Annotated in this window: 17 protein-coding genes, 1 pseudogene and 1 riboswitch; of the genes and pseudogenes, 11 read left to right on the plus strand and 7 right to left on the minus strand. The window is 47.0% G+C overall.

Annotation, left to right across the window (positions count from 1 at the left end):
• Positions 1 to 276: hypothetical protein (locus ACHAL6_RS07035; RefSeq protein ID WP_395269609.1), on the plus strand; the 276-nt coding region annotated here is incomplete at its 5' end.
• Between the two features lie 69 nt (positions 277 to 345).
• On the opposite strand, the gene lepB is transcribed toward ACHAL6_RS07035, so the two are convergent.
• Both lepB and ACHAL6_RS07045 read right to left on the minus strand, forming a co-directional pair.
• Positions 346 to 894, minus strand: coding sequence for a signal peptidase I (gene lepB / locus ACHAL6_RS07040; protein ID WP_395269610.1), 549 nt, complete (start codon positions 892 to 894; stop codon positions 346 to 348).
• Positions 891 to 1,055, minus strand: a complete 165-nt coding sequence (locus ACHAL6_RS07045) for a hypothetical protein (protein ID WP_395269612.1) — start codon at positions 1,053 to 1,055, stop codon at positions 891 to 893. Before ACHAL6_RS07045 ends, lepB begins: the two co-directional genes overlap by 4 nt.
• Before the next feature lie 216 nt (positions 1,056 to 1,271).
• Between ACHAL6_RS07045 and ACHAL6_RS07050 the strand changes: the two genes are divergently transcribed.
• The 4 genes from ACHAL6_RS07050 (at position 1,272) to ACHAL6_RS07065 (ending at position 5,790) form a co-directional block, all read left to right on the plus strand.
• On the plus strand, positions 1,272 to 1,667 hold the full coding sequence (locus tag ACHAL6_RS07050) for a hypothetical protein (RefSeq protein ID WP_395269613.1): 396 nt from the start codon (positions 1,272 to 1,274) through the stop codon (positions 1,665 to 1,667).
• Between the two features lie 283 nt (positions 1,668 to 1,950).
• The gene (locus ACHAL6_RS07055; protein WP_395269615.1) at positions 1,951 to 3,066 is read left to right on the plus strand and encodes an aldo/keto reductase; all 1,116 of its coding nucleotides are present in this window, start codon (positions 1,951 to 1,953) and stop codon (positions 3,064 to 3,066) included.
• Between the two features lie 123 nt (positions 3,067 to 3,189).
• Positions 3,190 to 4,191, plus strand: coding sequence for a hypothetical protein (locus ACHAL6_RS07060; protein ID WP_395269617.1), 1,002 nt, complete (start codon positions 3,190 to 3,192; stop codon positions 4,189 to 4,191).
• Positions 4,192 to 4,281: 90 nt separating this feature from the next.
• Positions 4,282 to 5,790, plus strand: a complete 1,509-nt coding sequence (locus tag ACHAL6_RS07065; RefSeq protein ID WP_395269618.1) for a gamma-glutamylcyclotransferase — start codon at positions 4,282 to 4,284, stop codon at positions 5,788 to 5,790.
• Between the two features lie 93 nt (positions 5,791 to 5,883).
• Here ACHAL6_RS07065 and ACHAL6_RS07070 read toward each other — a convergent pair whose 3' ends face one another.
• From ACHAL6_RS07070 to ACHAL6_RS07080, 3 genes are all read right to left on the minus strand, one after another.
• Positions 5,884 to 7,209, minus strand: coding sequence for an NCS2 family permease (locus tag ACHAL6_RS07070; RefSeq protein ID WP_395269620.1), 1,326 nt, complete (start codon positions 7,207 to 7,209; stop codon positions 5,884 to 5,886).
• A 234-nt stretch (positions 7,210 to 7,443) separates the two neighbouring features.
• Positions 7,444 to 7,546, minus strand: a riboswitch (purine riboswitch).
• Positions 7,547 to 7,727: 181 nt separating this feature from the next.
• Entirely contained in the window at positions 7,728 to 8,231 is a 504-nt protein-coding gene (locus ACHAL6_RS07075; RefSeq protein WP_395269621.1) for a 3-isopropylmalate dehydratase small subunit, read from the minus strand.
• A gap of 2 nt (positions 8,232 to 8,233) precedes the next feature.
• Positions 8,234 to 9,490, minus strand: coding sequence for a 3-isopropylmalate dehydratase large subunit (locus tag ACHAL6_RS07080; RefSeq protein WP_395269623.1), 1,257 nt, complete (start codon positions 9,488 to 9,490; stop codon positions 8,234 to 8,236).
• A gap of 507 nt (positions 9,491 to 9,997) precedes the next feature.
• Between ACHAL6_RS07080 and ACHAL6_RS07085 the strand changes: the two genes are divergently transcribed.
• From ACHAL6_RS07085 to ACHAL6_RS07110, 6 genes and pseudogenes are all read left to right on the plus strand, one after another.
• Positions 9,998 to 11,176: an NADP-dependent malic enzyme gene (locus tag ACHAL6_RS07085; RefSeq protein ID WP_395269624.1), complete on the plus strand. Its 1,179-nt coding sequence runs from the start codon at positions 9,998 to 10,000 to the stop codon at positions 11,174 to 11,176.
• 100 nt (positions 11,177 to 11,276) lie between these two features.
• Entirely contained in the window at positions 11,277 to 11,540 is a 264-nt protein-coding gene (citD, locus tag ACHAL6_RS07090) for a citrate lyase acyl carrier protein (RefSeq protein WP_395269626.1), read from the plus strand.
• A complete protein-coding gene (locus ACHAL6_RS07095) occupies positions 11,533 to 12,399 on the plus strand; it encodes an HpcH/HpaI aldolase/citrate lyase family protein (RefSeq protein ID WP_395269628.1) in 867 nt (288 codons plus the stop codon). Before citD ends, ACHAL6_RS07095 begins: the two co-directional genes overlap by 8 nt.
• The gene (gene citF, locus ACHAL6_RS07100; protein WP_395269629.1) at positions 12,396 to 13,901 is read left to right on the plus strand and encodes a citrate lyase subunit alpha; all 1,506 of its coding nucleotides are present in this window, start codon (positions 12,396 to 12,398) and stop codon (positions 13,899 to 13,901) included. The genes ACHAL6_RS07095 and citF overlap by 4 nt, the downstream gene beginning before the upstream one ends.
• Positions 13,902 to 13,946: 45 nt before the next feature.
• On the plus strand, positions 13,947 to 15,236 hold the full coding sequence (locus tag ACHAL6_RS07105; RefSeq protein ID WP_395269630.1) for a 2-hydroxycarboxylate transporter family protein: 1,290 nt from the start codon (positions 13,947 to 13,949) through the stop codon (positions 15,234 to 15,236).
• 83 nt (positions 15,237 to 15,319) lie between these two features.
• Positions 15,320 to 15,448 (plus strand): annotated as a pseudogene (locus ACHAL6_RS07110) (D-2-hydroxyacid dehydrogenase); the annotation flags it as partial.
• Positions 15,449 to 15,612: 164 nt separating this feature from the next.
• On the opposite strand, the gene ACHAL6_RS07115 reads toward ACHAL6_RS07110, so the two are convergent.
• Positions 15,613 to 16,107: a DUF1893 domain-containing protein gene (locus ACHAL6_RS07115; protein WP_395269631.1), complete on the minus strand. Its 495-nt coding sequence runs from the start codon at positions 16,105 to 16,107 to the stop codon at positions 15,613 to 15,615.
• Positions 16,085 to 16,609: an ECF transporter S component gene (locus ACHAL6_RS07120; RefSeq protein WP_395269632.1), complete on the minus strand. Its 525-nt coding sequence runs from the start codon at positions 16,607 to 16,609 to the stop codon at positions 16,085 to 16,087. The genes ACHAL6_RS07115 and ACHAL6_RS07120 overlap by 23 nt, the downstream gene beginning before the upstream one ends.
• Between the last annotated feature and the right edge of the window lie 17 nt (positions 16,610 to 16,626).

Below are 16,626 nucleotides of genomic sequence, written 5' to 3' on the forward strand. Positions count from 1 at the left end.
GCTACTATGTTTGAAGAAAGAAATAAGAGAATATGGGAAAAAGTCAGACCCAAAGGAAAGAAGTCCTATCTGATTCGACAAGGGATCAAGTATGCACTTCTGTATTTCATTTTATTCTCATTTCTGGCGCCCCTCATTGATCACGGATTTTCAGAGATTTATTTTACATCCGAAGGCTTTCGAAACAGGGTGATCGTCATGGGTATTTTCACACCCGTGGCTGGATTATTTCTGGCTTACACTTCCTGGAGGTACCTGGAAAAGAAATACAGATAGAGCCAACAAATGTTACAATGAAAAGAGCTTCAGAAGAGATTTTCAGATCTCTTCTGAAGCTTTCTGATTTCAGTTTACGGCCAGTGCCACAGATTGAATGTGCTCCATATGGAAGGGGCCCCACGCGCGGGAATCGGAGCTGTACAGCCTGTTGTCGCCCATGAGAAAATATTCCTCTTCATCCAGGGTCATGACAAGGTCGTCTTCCCCGGGTCCGCTGTAGTAGGCATAGGGTTCACTGAGAAGTTCATGGTTGATGTATACCTGATCTCCATCTATGCGGATGGTTTCTCCAGGGAGTCCGATGATCCGCTTCACGATGATGAGAGGTACACCGGAATCTTCCACAGGGATTCCCTGGTAGATCACCGCAGCGCTGACGATGTCTCCACGTCTGATTTCCTTGAACTCCGGATCGATGTAGAGAATCCTTGAATCCTCTGTGACGGCTTCATGCATGGATTCTCCGACGATATTCGTGTTCACATAAAGGCCTAGATGCATGAGGATACTTAATGTGGTGATGAAGCCCAGAAGCAGGGCTAGAATCGTCAGAGAGGAAAGAAGAAAGACCAGATTTCCTTTAGACAGTTTCCTGTTCATCCATTTTGTGCTCATAGATAGAACCCTCTCAGCAGAAAGAGCAGCGTGCCCAGAATCCCAAAGAGATAAGCAGCTGGCAGAAGTCTAACCGCATATCTCAGGAAATCTCCATTGGTGTATGCTTTTGAGGCTGAAGCATCAGAGGTGCTTCCTGTAGGTGTTTTCTCTCTATTCATGGACTTCTTCTCCTCTCATGTTAAAAGAGTTATTTCATATAGTATCATTATTAAGCATTGCTATATGAAAATCAAGACGAATGTAAAAGAATCAGAAAGGAAGAGCTTTTGGCTAAAGAAACTTTTATGCTTAAAGCGTTATGATGTCTACTGTTGAAAGAAAACAGAAAACAGGCAAATAGAAGAAAGTATAGAATTTCAGGGAGCGGATGAAGGATGATGGAGAAAGTAAGAAGATTTATGCAGGGGCGCTACGGGGTGGATGAACTATCGAGGTTTCTGATGTTTTTAAGCATCGGGATGATTTTTCTGGGAGGAATCACGGGAAATGGACTTCTGAACCTATTAAGCGTTGTCTTCATCGGCATCGCCTATGCGAGGCTGTTATCCAGAAACTTCTACAGGTGCTCCTCGCAGAACCAGAAGTATCTCAAGCTCAGATATAAAGTCATGGGCAGATGGAGCGGATTTCTGACAAGGTTCAGAGAGAGAAAGATCTACAGGTTCTACAGCTGCCCGAAGTGCAGCCAGAAGGTGAGAATTCCCAGAGGGCAGGGAAAGGTGAGAATCACCTGTCCCAAGTGCAGCACTGAGTTTTCAGGAAAGAGCTGATAGGGTAATAAATGCATAGAGGAGGACATCGCTTTGCGGTGTCCTTTTCCATACCGCTGATTATTTCTGACATTCTGACAGAATATGCAGAACGCTTGTATCAGTGGAATGAAAGGAAAATTCAGACCTTTTTAAGCATATGGCGTTAAAGAGAGAACCGGTTATGGTAAAATACTTATAGGAAAAGAAATATTTATGTTAAAAAGTCATCATGCATCAGAGAAAAAGACTGAGTGCAGGATGCTCAGGGGAACACTTACGAAAAGCATTAGGGGGGTATAGTATGGAAAAGAGAAAATTTGAAAAACTGGGGGTTTCACCTTCACTACTAGGATACGGGTGTATGCGATTTCCGGTGAGGGACGACAAGACCATAGATGAGGAGAAGGCTCAGGCGCTTCTGGATCACGCCATAGAAAATGGCGTCACCTACATCGACACAGCCTATCCTTATCATGACCAGCAGAGCGAGACCTTTGTGGGAAAGGCACTATCAAAATATGACAGGGACAGCTACTACCTGGCCACAAAGCTTCCAGTCTGGATGGTGAAGGAGACTTCAGATGTCCGGAAGTACTTTGAGGAGCAGCTGCGAAGACTTCAGACGGACCATGTGGATTTCTACCTTCTTCATGCCCTGAACAAGGAAAGATGGGAAGACATCAAGAGACTGGATATGATCCGTGAAGTGGAAAAGCTGCGGGAGGAAGGAAAAATCAAGTACATCGGATTCTCCTTCCATGATGAATACCCTGTGTTTGAGGAGATTCTCACCTACAGAGACTGGGATTTCTGCCAGATTCAGCTGAATTATGTGGATACGGTGATTCAGCAGGGCATGAAGGGATATGAGCTCACCGAGAAGCTGGGTATTCCTGTGGTCATCATGGAACCCGTAAAGGGCGGAGCTCTGGCAAAGCTTCCTTCTGTCATGGAAGACATCTTCCATGAAGTGAGTCCGGAAAGATCCGTGGCTTCCTGGGCATTCCGCTATGTGGCGACGCTGCCCAACGTCAAGGTCATTCTTTCAGGTATGACGGAGATGAGTCAGCTGGAGGACAACCTTCAGACCTTTGGGGACTATAAGGCGCTGCGCTCTGAAGAGATGGAAGCCGTGGAGAAGGTCACGAAAATCTACAGAAGCAGGCAGAAAAATGAATGCACAGCCTGCGGATACTGCATGCCATGTCCCTTCGGTGTGAACATTCCGGGGAACTTCAAGATCTGGAATCATGGTGCCATTTATGAGGATCTGGCTGGAGCAAAAGAGAACTACAAGAACATGGACCCATCCAAACGAGCAGACATGTGTCAGGAATGTGGGGCCTGTGAGCCGCAGTGTCCTCAGTTCATCACCATCATCGATGATCTGAAGCGTGTGGCCCTGGAGCTGGGCTGATCGGTCACATTGCATGTGAGAAGAAGTCCATGAGGTCTTTAAAAGAATAATAATCTGAAGCCGTCTATCTCTTTTGGAGTGGCGGCTTTTATGCTATCAGAATGAAAGCCATGGAGGAAAAAGATGCCTGAATCAAGTGTAAATGAAGTTATTGAAAGATTCCTTTCCCAGCCCATGTACAAAAGATACTTTACCGGCAGTCCCTTTGCCAGAAAAACAATCCATAATCTCTTTCAGCTCCTGAAGCAGAACTATAGGGAAGAAGAGATTCTGGAAGACGTCATGGACGATGCCATGAAGGAAACGGTGAAGTCCTATACCAGTAGTAAAGGCAGTGCCATCCGCATTTTCAGGAAATTCCTGGAATTTCTGAAGGACGAGTACGGCCAGGAGCTTCAGATCTCTTTTCCGGAAATTGATATCTCCAGTTCCTTTGAACGGCAGATGTATCTGGCCAAGATGGTGCAGTTTGAAGCGCTCAATATGGAGGATCTGGCGGATAAGCTATGGGTCAGTAAAAGAACCCTGGAGGAGGACCTGGGCAGAATCCGTGGAAAAGGGACGGACCCCATCCGGGTCTGTGGAAAGACCTTTGAAGTGAAGGAAGTGGAGCGGAGAAACGGAAGAATCCACTTTGCCTCCACCGTCCATCCATTGTTTCTGACCTTTAATCTGACCCAGGTCATGGCTACGCTGAAGGGACTCCAGGCCATGTCCATGGAACCCGCCATGAAAACCTACGCCATGGAGTCTGCAGCCTCCATCTGGCAGCAGCTTTCAGTTTATGCAAAAGAGAGGATCTTCTACGTGCTGACGGAGATCATGCCTGAGGAAATTGTCTGGTACAAGGAGCTGGACCAGGTGGTGGCGGATCTTTTTCAGACGGAATATGAGATGGGGACAAAGGATCCATCAGCAGTCCTTATGGACTGCATCAAGAACGGGAAACCCTTCCATGTGGAGTACCTGACTGGGGAGGAGAAATCCGTCTTCTACACGGGCTGCACCGTTATTCCCAGATCCTTCGGAGAAGGTTTCTTTGCGGTGGATTCAGACCAGGGAAGACAGGTTCTGTATTTTGACAGGGTACTGAAAAGCGCCTATACGGAAGAAGGTCTCATCTAGAAATTGAAGCCGGGCTTCATTTCCCGACAGCCTGCTGTGTATTACGATGGTATCAGGATACAAACACAAATAAGCAGGAGGTACATTATAATGAAAAACACATTTTACAGACCACAGGAAGTCGATACCAGACGCTTTGAGGAAATCATGAAGGAAATGAAGGCAAATCTGAATCAGATCATTTCAGGAGAGGTGGAAAAAGAGGAAGCACGCTCCTATGCGGAAAACCTCATCAGAGAGGCAAAGCCACTTGAAAAGAATCCGGAGATGATGTTCTGGGGTTTCAGTGACCCGCAGACCATGCCCAGTGATTCCAGAGTGCGCTACTTCTATACCCCAAGCTATCTGGCGGTTTCCACTCTGGCATACATGAGGCTTTACGGACCAGAGGAAGCGCATCTTCTGGAAGGATTCCAAGAGACCCTGAGGAAAGGCCTTCTGGGAGCCACGGGCAGAGCCTTCAGCGGAGCTGGGCATGACGGCCTGAAAGGGATGATTGAAGCCTTCGATCTCTTTCAGGAAGCGAAGATCCACCACTTTGTGGATGCCTATCCGGAAATCTGCCCCGCCTTCACCAGTCTCTTTCTGAAAACCAGGTCCTACCTCACAGAGCTTGTGAAAAAGGACAAAGTGAGAAATGCCTATGGAGAAGCGTATACCGAGGAGGCGAAGAGCGTCCTTCTGGACATGAAAGACATGGAGACGGAAGCGGTGGTGTTTGTCTACGGAACGCTGCTTAGAGGAATCAGAAACCATGATGCCTATCTTCGAAGTGCGAAGTATCTGGGGGAAGCGAAGCTTAGTGGATATGGACTCTATGATCTTGGAAGCTACCCGGGCATCAGGAGAAAGCAAGGGAATCGGGTGAAGGGAGAAGTCTACGCAGTAGATCGGAAAACACTGGAGCGCCTCCATGAACTGGAGGGAGAAGGTAGCTTATATGCCTATGAGGAGGTCATGGTGGAAATGGATGGAAAGGAAATGCAGCATGTGGGTACCTACAGGTATCTTCATGAGGTGAAGGAAGAGAATCAGATTCCTTATGAGGAACAGCCCTATGGTAAAGAAAGGAAAGAGAAGAATCTTGTCTGGTACGCGGCCTATGGTTCCAATATGCTGGAGGAAAGGTTCCTGCACTATATCCATGGCGGCTGCTTCAGAGGAAAAGGCAGAAATCAGAAGCCCTGTGCGGATACCTCCAGTCCAAGAGCAAAGAGAGCCTATGTGTTTGATCACGACATGTACTATGCCAAAGAATCAGGAGCCTGGGAACATGGAGGCGTCTCCTTTCTGGATGTGACAAAACCTGGTAAAGCCTATGGCGTGGCGTATCTCATCACAGAAGAGCAGCTGAATCATCTCTGGATCGAAGAGAACGGGGGACATATTCCAACTCCGGGTATCAGCTGGTATGACCATAAAGCGGATCTCGGAACCATGGACGGATATCCGGTGATGACCGTGACAAACAGAAGGGTCCTTGAGAAGAATGAACCTGGAGAAAGATACAAGAATGTACTCATGGAAGGGCTCAGAGAAAACCATAAGGAGCTCAGTGAAGAGGAAGTCAGGGCATATGTAGAGTCAAGAAACAGATGAATGGAGTAAAATAAAAATCAGATCAGCGCCTTGGGGAGGCACTGATCTGATTTTTATTATTGAAGGGCTATGAAATAGTTCAGTTCAGATCCCTTATCTTGGCAGGAATGCCAGCTTCAGGACGAATATGATGGCCAGGAAGTAGACCAGAGGATGAATCTCCTTGGGTTTTCCTGCCGCAAGCTTAGTGATGGGGTAGAATATGAGTCCTGCACCGATACCGTTGGAGATGCTGTAGGTGAATGCCATGATCGCCAGGGTAAAGAATGCTGGGAGGGATTCTTCGAAATCATCAAAGTTGATGTTCTTGATGGTGGTCATCATGAGTACGCCCACGATGATCAGTGCTGGAGCAGTTGCCTGTCCTGGTACCATCAGCGCAAATGGAGCAAGGAAGATGGCCAGAAGGAAAAGGATTCCTGTGGTCACTGCAGTAAGACCAGTCTTACCGCCTTCTGAAACACCGGCTGCGGATTCCACGTAGGTTGTGACAGTGGATGTTCCAAGAAGAGCACCAGCTGCTGTAGCTACGGCGTCAGCCATAAGCGCTTTGTTCATGTTCGGCAGCTTTCCGTTTTCATCAAGCATACCAGCTTTTGCGCCAGTTCCGATGAGGGTTCCGATGGTATCGAACATATCCACAAGTACGAAGGATAATACGACAACAAAGATGCTGCTGGCCACAGCGACGAAGCCGCCGCCCATGCTTAACAGGTCTGAAAAACCTGGGTTCAATGCTTTACCGAAGGTAGGCATGATATTCAGGGAGAATGCATTCCATGTGGTATCGGTGACGCCCATGGGAATACCGATGAGTGTCGTGATGATGATACCAAGAAGCAGTCCGCCTCTTACTTTTCTGGACATAAGAACAGCTGTGATCACAAGACCGATGACAGCAAGAAGAACCGTTGGCTGTGTGAAATCACCAAGGGTGATTAAGGTAGCAGGTGAATCCACGACGATTCCGGAGTTCTGGAAACCGATGAAGGCGATGAAGAGTCCGATTCCGGCGCCGATGGCGTGCTTTAAGGAGTTCGGAATGGCTTCCACGATGGTTTCTCTGAAACCTGTGACGGTCAGGAGAATGAAGAATAGTCCGGAAATGAATACGGCAGCAAGAGCTGCTTCCCAGGTGTAACCCAGGGTCAGGACCACGGTGTAGGCGAAGAATGCGTTCAGTCCCATACCCGGTGCCTGTGCGAAAGGAAGTTTCGCATAAAGACCCATGATCAGCGTACCTATTGCTGCAGAGATACAGGTTGCCATGAATACTGCGTTGAAATCCATACCTGCTTCAGCAAGGTAGATGGGATTCACGACCAGAATGTAGGCCATGGTGACGAAAGTGGTGATACCGGCAATTACTTCAGTTCTGACTGTGGTGTTGTGTTCCTTTAACTTAAAGAAATCATTCATTGTTTGCCTCCTCGATTTTGCTTTGATTTGGTTGAAGTCTGAAAAACACTCTTATAACTTTATAAAAATCTAAACACATATATAATTTCTCCGGTTCAAAAAAATAGAGCTCGGAAGGATAGGCCTGTGATACAAGTGAAACCTATCCGTCCGGGCTTTTCTCCCATCGGTGTGACATTGAAGTCAATGTCTGTATCGCTCGGACCAGCTTCTCCGACGGACGAAGAACGGAACCCTAGATACACTTTCACTCATAGTAGGATATTTTACGGTCATCCTGTAGAGACTGTCGAACCACATTATCGGACATTATATGAGTTATTTTCATTATTCAATTCATGTGTTTATAATACCAAATGATACGGAACAGGTCAAACGTTTTTTAATAAAAATATTTTAATGTTCGTGTTTTATTTTTTGAAAGGAGAGGAAGAGTGTGAAGAGGGGATTCCTCTGCATGCGGAAGAAATGAAAAGAAGCCGCCGGAATCCGACAGCTTCTGAATATTTAATTGAGGCTTAAATGAGATCTCTTCCTTCCCGCATCATGTCCTTGATGCCTCCATGGGAGAGAATCTTCATGGCCATATCTCCAAGCATTTCCCCCTGAAGAACCTTTCCTGTGGAAAGTAAGGTTACGGTACCTTTTCTCAGGTCCACTTCAATTTCCTCTCCGTCTTTAAGAACCTTATAAAGTCCTTTGACCACCAGCAGGGGCAGACCAAGATTGATGGAGTTTCTGAAGAAGATTCTGGCGAAGGAGTCTGCGATGACCAGGGAAGCACCCATGTTAAGGAGCGCGATGGGGGCATGTTCTCTGCTGGAACCGCAGCCGAAGTTGCTTTCAGCAACCACGATATCGCCTTTCCTGAAATTCTTCGGAATTTCAGGATCCACTCCCTCCAGGCAGTGAGACCCGATTTCTTCAGGACTTACGATTTCAAGATATCGACCCGGATAGATCTGGTCCGTATCAATATTTTTTCCTAGAATGAGGACTTTTCCTCTTATGATTTCCTGCATGATTACACCTCCTCCAGATCATCAGGATTCGTCAGATATCCTGTCAGCGCAGAAGCTGCAACTGCTCTAGGTGATGCCAGATACAGGTCTCCTAGAGGACTGCCCATTCTACCAGGGAAGTTACGGTTGGATGCTGTAACGCATACTTCACCAGGAGCGATGACTCCTTCATGAGCACCCAGGCAAGGACCGCATCCAGGCGTTGAAATGGTTGCCCCTGCCTGCATGAGATCGGTGAGATATCCTTCTTTTATGGCTTCTTCCATGACTTCGCTGGAAGCAGGAATCACAAGAAGTCTCACATCATGGGCGATCTTCTTGCCACGCAGCACATCCGCCGCGGCTTTCAGATCCTCAAGTCTACCACCGGTACAGGTGCCGACGAAGCACTGATCCACTTTGATTTTCTCATCGGATGTGAGAAGGAAAACATTATCCACACTGGCAGGTCTTGCCACCTGAGGATGAAGTCCTTCCACGTCGAAATGATAGGACTCGGCATATTCAAAGTCCGGATCGGAATGTACCACTTCAAAAGGTGTTTTCACTCTTTCCTTCAGATAGGCCAGCACTTTATCATTGGGCTGCATGTAGGCGGTCTTTGCGCCCATCTCCACAGCCATGTTGCATAGAACCATTCTTCCTGGGACATCCAGTGTCTCCACGTAGTCTCCAGTGAACTCTATGGCCTTATACACCGCACCGTCTGCTTTGATCTTCCCCAATACATGCAGAATCACGTCTTTTGGCATGACGCTTCTGGAAGGATTTCCGGTGATTCTGATTTCAATGACTTCAGGTACTCTCATCCAGAGTTTTCCGGTCATTAGAACTGTTGCCATATCTGTGGCACCGATGCCTGTACCCAGTGCACCGAATGCGCCGTGTGTGGTTGTGTGGGAGTCTGTGGCAAGAAGAATCATGCCAGGATATATAAGTCCAGCTTCAGGCATAACCTGATGACAGACACCTGCATTGATGTCAAAATGATGGGTGAGATTCTGTTCCCTGGCAAAGGCTCTCATCTCTTTATGGATCTGAGCCGCCTTCATGGTGGAAGCTGGAGCATAGTGATCAAAGACGAAAGCGACCTTGTCCTTATCCCATACTGTGGTACCTTCCATTTCTCTGAATGAGTATACGGTCTGCAGATACAGATCGTTGATTTCCGCAAAATCGATCTTAGCCATGACAATCTCTCCGGTGGAGACATGATCCTTTCCGGCAGCCTTCGCCATGATTTTTTCTATAGCGTGCATAATTTTCCCCCTTCTATACGATACACTGCCAGAACAGGTGTCTGTTCCGGCTGATTTAAGAAGTAGTATATCATACCGGTAATTTTTAAGGTAGTCGATTATATGGATTTTTAGCAGACACTGCATAATTATCAGAATGATAAAATTTCTGGTGAAAAATCATAGAGAAATATTTAAAGGCTGAAAAATTGAATGTGAAAGAGACACTCCATACAAATTGTCTCATTTTATGTCGATTTCAGAATAAAGCTGCGAATCTTTTGTGAATCAAAGTAAAAATGAACATTGTGTTATAAGGCTGGATGGGCTCATGATCTGCAATGACGGGTTTTTATCCTCAATGTAAACCATACAGTGCTGAATTATCAGATTGATAACACGGATATATCAAAGCTGTTAATTCGTTTACACCTCCTGGAATATATGTTAATATTCTATTAATGATAATATTTAACAGGTGCGGAAGCACAGCATGTTATGAATATGATCGGGAGAGTGGAGGAAATAATGGCTAATTATTATGAAATTGCACTAAAAAAACATGAGGAATGGAAAGGTAAGATCAGTGTGGAACTGAAGGCACCTCTGGAGACGAAAGAGGATCTGTCTATTGCATATACTCCTGGTGTGGCTCAGCCTTGTATCGAGATTTCGAAAAATAAGGATGATGCATATAAATACACATGGAAGGGGAATATCGTGGCAGTCATATCTGATGGAACCGCCGTATTAGGACTGGGAGACATCGGACCGGAAGCGGCGCTTCCTGTCATGGAAGGAAAGGCAGTTTTATTCAAACGTTTCGCAGGAGTCAATGCAATTCCCATTGTGCTGGATACGAAAGATCCGAAGGAAATCATTGAAACCATAAAGCGTATTGCACCCACTTTCGGTGGCATCAATCTGGAAGACATCAGTGCACCCAGATGTGTGGAAATCGAAAGAACCCTGATAGAAGAGCTGGATATTCCGGTATTCCATGACGATCAGCATGGTACAGCCATCGTGGTCACATCAGGAATCATGAATGCACTGAAGCTTGTGGGAAAGAAAGCGGAGAACTGCACGGCAGTCATTTCCGGTACAGGTGCAGCAGGCAGCTCCGTCATCAAGATGATGAAGAATCTGGGCATTGCCAACATTTATGCCTTCAATAAAGAAGGTATCCTGAATAAGAGTCAGATGGAGAACTACAACTTCGTTGAAAAGGAAGTTGCAGAGATCACCAATAATGAGAATGAGAACCTGACCATGGCAGAAGCCATGACCAAAGCGGATATTTTCATTGGTGTCAGTGCGCCGAAAGTCATCACCAAGGAAATGGTCGCCACCATGAAGAAGGATGCCATCATTTTCGCCATGGCGAATCCGGAGCCTGAAATCACCTACGAGGATGCGGTAGCTGGTGGAGCGAGAGTTGTGGGAACAGGACGTTCCGACTTCCCGAACCAGGTGAATAATGTGCTGGCCTTCCCGGGACTCTTCCGAGGCGCCCTGGATGTGAGAGCAAGAAAGATCACGGAAGAAATGAAGCTTGCTGCGGCAGAAGGCATCGCATCTCTGATATCCGATGAGGAGCTGAGTGAAGAATATGTGATTCCCAATGCCTTCGACCCAAGAGTAGCTGAAGTGGTGGCCAAAGCCGTTGCTGAAAAAGCGAAGGAACAGGGCCTTGCCAGAATTTAAGAGGAACATGAGGATGAATTGAAATGATTCATCCTTCTCTTAGGAAAAATGTGAAACCGTTAACAAGTTAAACAGAGTAAGAAAGAGTGTGAGGTAGGAAATGGAAATCAGAAAACAGGCTATAGCCGGAACACTGCAGTCCAATGACTGTCAGGTTCGTATTGTGCCAGGAGAAGGTGGAATCGACCTCTCCATTGAGAGTTCGGTCATGGAGACCTTCGGGAAGCAGATTGAAAAAGTCATAAGAGAAACGCTTGCGAGACTGAATGTGGAGCAGTGCAGAATCCTCGTGGAGGATCGCGGAGCTCTCGATTACACCATAAGAGCAAGAGTGGAAACGGCGGTGAGAAGAGCGTATGAGTAGAAGAAGTTTACTGTTTATGCCTGGAAACAATCCGGGAATGCTGACTTCAGCAGATTGCCTTGAAGCGGACTCCATCATATTCGATCTGGAGGATGCGGTTTCCTTGAAGGAAAAGGATGCGGCAAGAATTCTTGTGAGAGAAGCTCTGTCCTTTCTGCCTATGCAGGGTGTGGAAGTGACTGTAAGAGTGAATCCGCTGGATTCACCGTACTGGAAGGAAGATCTGGAAAGCATCATTCCTGCAAAGCCTGACGGAATCGTCATTCCGAAGGCCAGCGTGGAATCGGTTCAGACCATGGCGAAGGAAATCGAGAGACTGGAAGAAGTCCATCATACAGGGAAGAAGACAAAACTGCTGCTGATCATCGAAAGCGCCATGGGACTCATCGATCTTAAAAACATCATCGAGTCCTCGGACCGTATCGATGCGATACTGCTCGGTGCAGAGGATCTCTCCAGTGACATGGGCATCAAGAGAACCAAGGAGAGCAAGGAAATAGAGTATGCCAGATATCTGGTGGCCACCGCTGCAAGAGCCTACAGGATCGATGCACTGGATACGCCCTATACGGATATTGATGATGTGGAAGGCCTGGAAGCGGATACAAGATTTGCCAAGTCCATCGGATTCGGCGGCAGACTGGCCATCAATCCCCGCCAGATCGTGACCATTCATGAGGTGTTCTCACCTACACAGGAAGAAATCGAAGAAGCGCAGATCATAATCTCAGAAGCGGAAGAAGCGGAGAAGAAAGGTCTTGGCGTATTCAGTTATAAAGGGAAGATGGTGGATCTGCCTGTGATTAAAAGAGCAGAGCAGATTGTCGACTCTGCCAGGAAATGGGGGTTAGTCAGATGAGAAATTCAATAGGAAGAGAAGGACTGGACAGACCATACGAGGGACCCTTCAAGAATGTGAAGGCTCACGAATTCGTCTCTCCGAAAAAGGATCTTGCGAAAAGACCGGTCTTTTCTGAAAACCTGGATGAAGTTCTGGACAAGCTGGATCTTCATGACGGAATGACAGTAAGTTTTCATCACCATATGAGAAATGGAGACTATGTGCTGCCCATGGTCATGGAAAAGCTTCATGAAAGAGGAATAAAGAACATGACGGTTGCAGCCACTTCACTGTTTCCCTGCCATGCGTGCCTTGTGCCCATGTTTGAAGATGAAACAGTGACCAAAGTCCTTGCATCCTATATCTCAGGACCTGTTGGCGTTGCCATCAGCACGGGCAAGGTGAAGGAAATCTGCCATATGACCACTCATGGAGGAAGACCCAGAAGCATGCTTGAAGGAGAAGTGGTTGTGGATGTGGCTTTCATTGCAGCACCTGCAGTGGATGCCAATGGCAGTCTTACAGGTTCCGAAGGACCTGCATCCTGCGGGGTGCTCGGTTATGCCCATGCGGATGCCGAAACGGCGAAGCAGGTGGTAGCCATCACGGACTACACAGCAGAGACTGTGAACCAGCCTGAAATTCCAGGACATCTGGTGGATTATGTGGTGAAGGTGGACTCCATAGGAGATCCTAAGGGAATTGTCAGTGGAACGACACAGATCACCAAGGATCCGGTGGGGCTGAAGATCGCACGTGATGCGGCGAAGCTCATAGAACACAGCGGACTGCTCAATAACGGAATGAGTTTTCAGACAGGAGCAGGGGGGATTTCCTTAGCTGTGGCCAATGAGCTGAAAAAGATCATGAAAGAAAAGAAGATCACAGGATCCTTCGCATCAGGTGGTATTACGGATTATCTGGTGAATCTCCTGAAAGAAGGTTATTTTGAAAAGTTGTATGATGTTCAGTGCTTCAATCTGGATGCGGTGGAATCCATCAAGGTCAACGAGAACCACATCAAGATGAGTGCGCATACCTATGCGAACATCAACAATCCGGATAACATCGTGAACAAACTGGATGTGGTGATTCTTGGGGCCAGTGAAATCGATCTGGATTTCAACGTCAATGTCACCACAGGAAGCGATGGCATCATTCTTGGTGGTTCCGGCGGACATGCGGATACAGCGGCAGGTTCCAAGCTTTCCATCATTGTATCCAAGCTTGTGAATTCCAGAATCAGCTGCCTTGTGGATGAAGTGACCACAGTAACCACACCTGGGGAAACTGTGGATGTACTGGTCACGGACCGCGGGATTGCCATCAATCCGAAGCACAAGGAGCTGATTGATAAACTGAAAGAGGAAACCAGTCTGAAGATCATGGATATCCACGAACTGAAGAAGATTGCGGACTTCTATACAGGAATTGCGGAAAAAAGGGGAAAGAGCGACCAGATTGTTGCGGTCAGTGAATACCGTGACGGAACCATTCTGGATGCGATCTACAAGGTATAGTCACTCAAAGAGTGTTTATATAATATTATATTAGGGGGAACTTATATGAAAGACACAAAAATCATGGGACTCAGCATCCCAGTCTACTTGGCCTTACTGGTCGTAGTAGTGGTCGGAATTATTCTTGATGTATTACCTGGCGGTATGATCGGTGCTTTCGCATTCATGATGGTGGTAGGCGCACTGCTGAACCTCATCGGAAACAAGACACCAATCATCAACACATTCTTCGGAGGCGGACCAATCGTTATTATCTTCGGTTCCGCAGCACTTGTTTATTTTGGTATTCTTCCTGAGTCCGTGACAGAGAATGTGAACACCTTCATGAAGGGTGGCGGATTCCTGGACTTCTACATCGCAGCACTCATTACAGGTTCTATTCTAGGAATGAGCAAGAAGCTTCTTATGAAAGCAGCCATCAGATACTTCCCAACCATTTTAGGAGCAGTTGCGGTGGCACTTGCACTGGTTGGCGTCGGCGGTCTGATCTTCGGATACACCTTCTTTGAATCCATGGCTTATATCGGTATTCCGATTGTAGGTGGTGGAATGGGCGCTGGTGCCGTTCCGATTTCAGAAGTATTCGCATCTGCCATGAATGTTCCAGCAGAAGAAATTCTGTCAAGACTGGTTCCTGCAGTGGCTCTTGGTAATGCCATGGCCATCGTTGCAGCTGGTCTTCTGGACAAACTCGGAAAGAGCAGACCTTCCCTATCCGGTAACGGTAAGCTCATGGAAATCGGAGAAGATACAGATCTTCATGCAAAAGATGAAGTATTCACACCTTCCCTGACAGACTTCGGAAAAGGTATTGCCATCGCTGTGGTATTCTTCGTATTCGGTAGAATCGTCGGATGGGGATTCGAAACCGCATTCGGACTGGATATCCATTCCTATGCATGGATGATCATCTCCGTAGCTGTAGCCAAGGCAATGAACCTTCTTCCACGTGAACTGGAACAGGCTTGTGCTTCCTGGTACAACTTTGTGGCCAAGAACTGGACATCCGCGCTGCTTATGGGTATCGGTATCGCATACACGAACCTGGGACAGGTTATTGATGCATTATCCCTGCAGTTCATCGTTCTTGTTGCACTTGTCATCATCGGAGTCATCATCGGATCCATGGTGGTTGGTAAGATGGTTGGGTTCTATCCAATCGAAGCTGCCATCACTGCAGGACTATGTATGGCGAACATGGGAGGAACTGGAGACGTTGCTGTTCTTACAGCAGCAAACAGAATGGAACTGATGCCATTTGCCCAGATCTCATCTCGACTCGGAGGAGCCTTCATCATCCTTCTGGCCACTCTACTGGTGCAGATGTTCTTCTAAAAAAGCAGTTCAGAAAGTCTCCGATTTTTCGGAGGCTTTCTTTGTCTTTAGCGATAATCGTATATGAGGAGGAAGTGGAGAAAGCGAAGAATCTATTCATCGCGCCTCACATCTCCTGGGCACCCAAAGAGACAAGGAAGCGGCTCATGAATCTTGCAGTATTAAATCTGAAGTCTTATCTGGAAGGCAAGCCGGTGAATGTGGTTTCCTGATCTTCCGGTCCTGATGCAGTAAGGAAGGTTTAATGAATGATTTCAAAACAGAAAAGGAAGAAGCGCACCTGTTTTGATGCGCTTCTTCCTTCTTTTTCTTAAGAATAATCCGGATCTTGTGATCGGCCTTTAAAATATTGACTGGTTAATGCGGAATCACGGTGTCAGTGATGATAATACGGCGCGGCTTCCAGAGCAGAAAAGGATATATCGTTATCGACGGTCTTTTTACCTGCCATGAGTATTCTTATGGCTGCTCTGATGTTCTCCAGCGCCACCTGGGGATCATTGGTGTCCAATACGGATTGCTCCAGCGGACACATTCCGTTTTTCTCCCTGTTTGTGATATAGGGAACCACGGTTTCTGCATGGAGCATTACACCATGAATTTTCGCAGCCTCCACCGCAGCTTTACTTGCCACAGGCGTATGGATGGTTTTAATGCCCAGCAGTACAGACAGGAGAAGGGCGGCTTTTCCGATGACCTTGTCGATGAGCAGAAGATCATGCGCAATAGATCCTTCCGGATATTTCTCCATGAACTCCAGCAGCGGCTTTACGCCGATGCTTTGGGAGCGGTGAAGAAGCTTCTCCCCACGGTAGATGAGACATGCGGCATTTTTTTCTTCCAGAAGTCTAAGCATTGTTTCTGACAACATGTTCACCCGCCTTTTCAAGAAGTCTGATCATTGCAGGGATGAAGAGAAGCTGAATCAGCATTCCAGGGATTCCAGTCAGGAGTGCTCCTGTGAAATAGGCAGCAGGTGAGATTTTCAGTCCCAGCAGCGGCTGCAGTGTAAACACCGTCAGGGCAAGAAACACTCTTCCCACGATCATGGAAAGAATGAGTGAAACATAGATATTCAGTTTCTTCTTCTGATAGAAGAAGCCTGCAGCAAATCCATAGACGGTGACCTCTACAATCATGAAGTATAGAATGGGGATCACCGGCATACCTGTAAGGAAGGAGCTGAAGATCGGTGCCAGAAAACCGATGAGTGCACCCTGAATGCCACCCAGATAAAGCCCCGCCAGGAGCACTGGAATGTGCATGGGCAGGAAGACCGGTCCGGTTCCTCCGAACAGATGGAAGATCTGGGGCAGCAGGATACTGAAAGCCAGAAATAGAGCCGTATAGGTTATTTTTCTCGGATTTGACATAAGTACCTCCATGGATT

Origin of the sequence: Proteiniclasticum sp. C24MP (assembly GCF_043951855.1) — a bacterium.
GTDB lineage: Bacteria > Bacillota > Clostridia > Clostridiales > Clostridiaceae > Proteiniclasticum.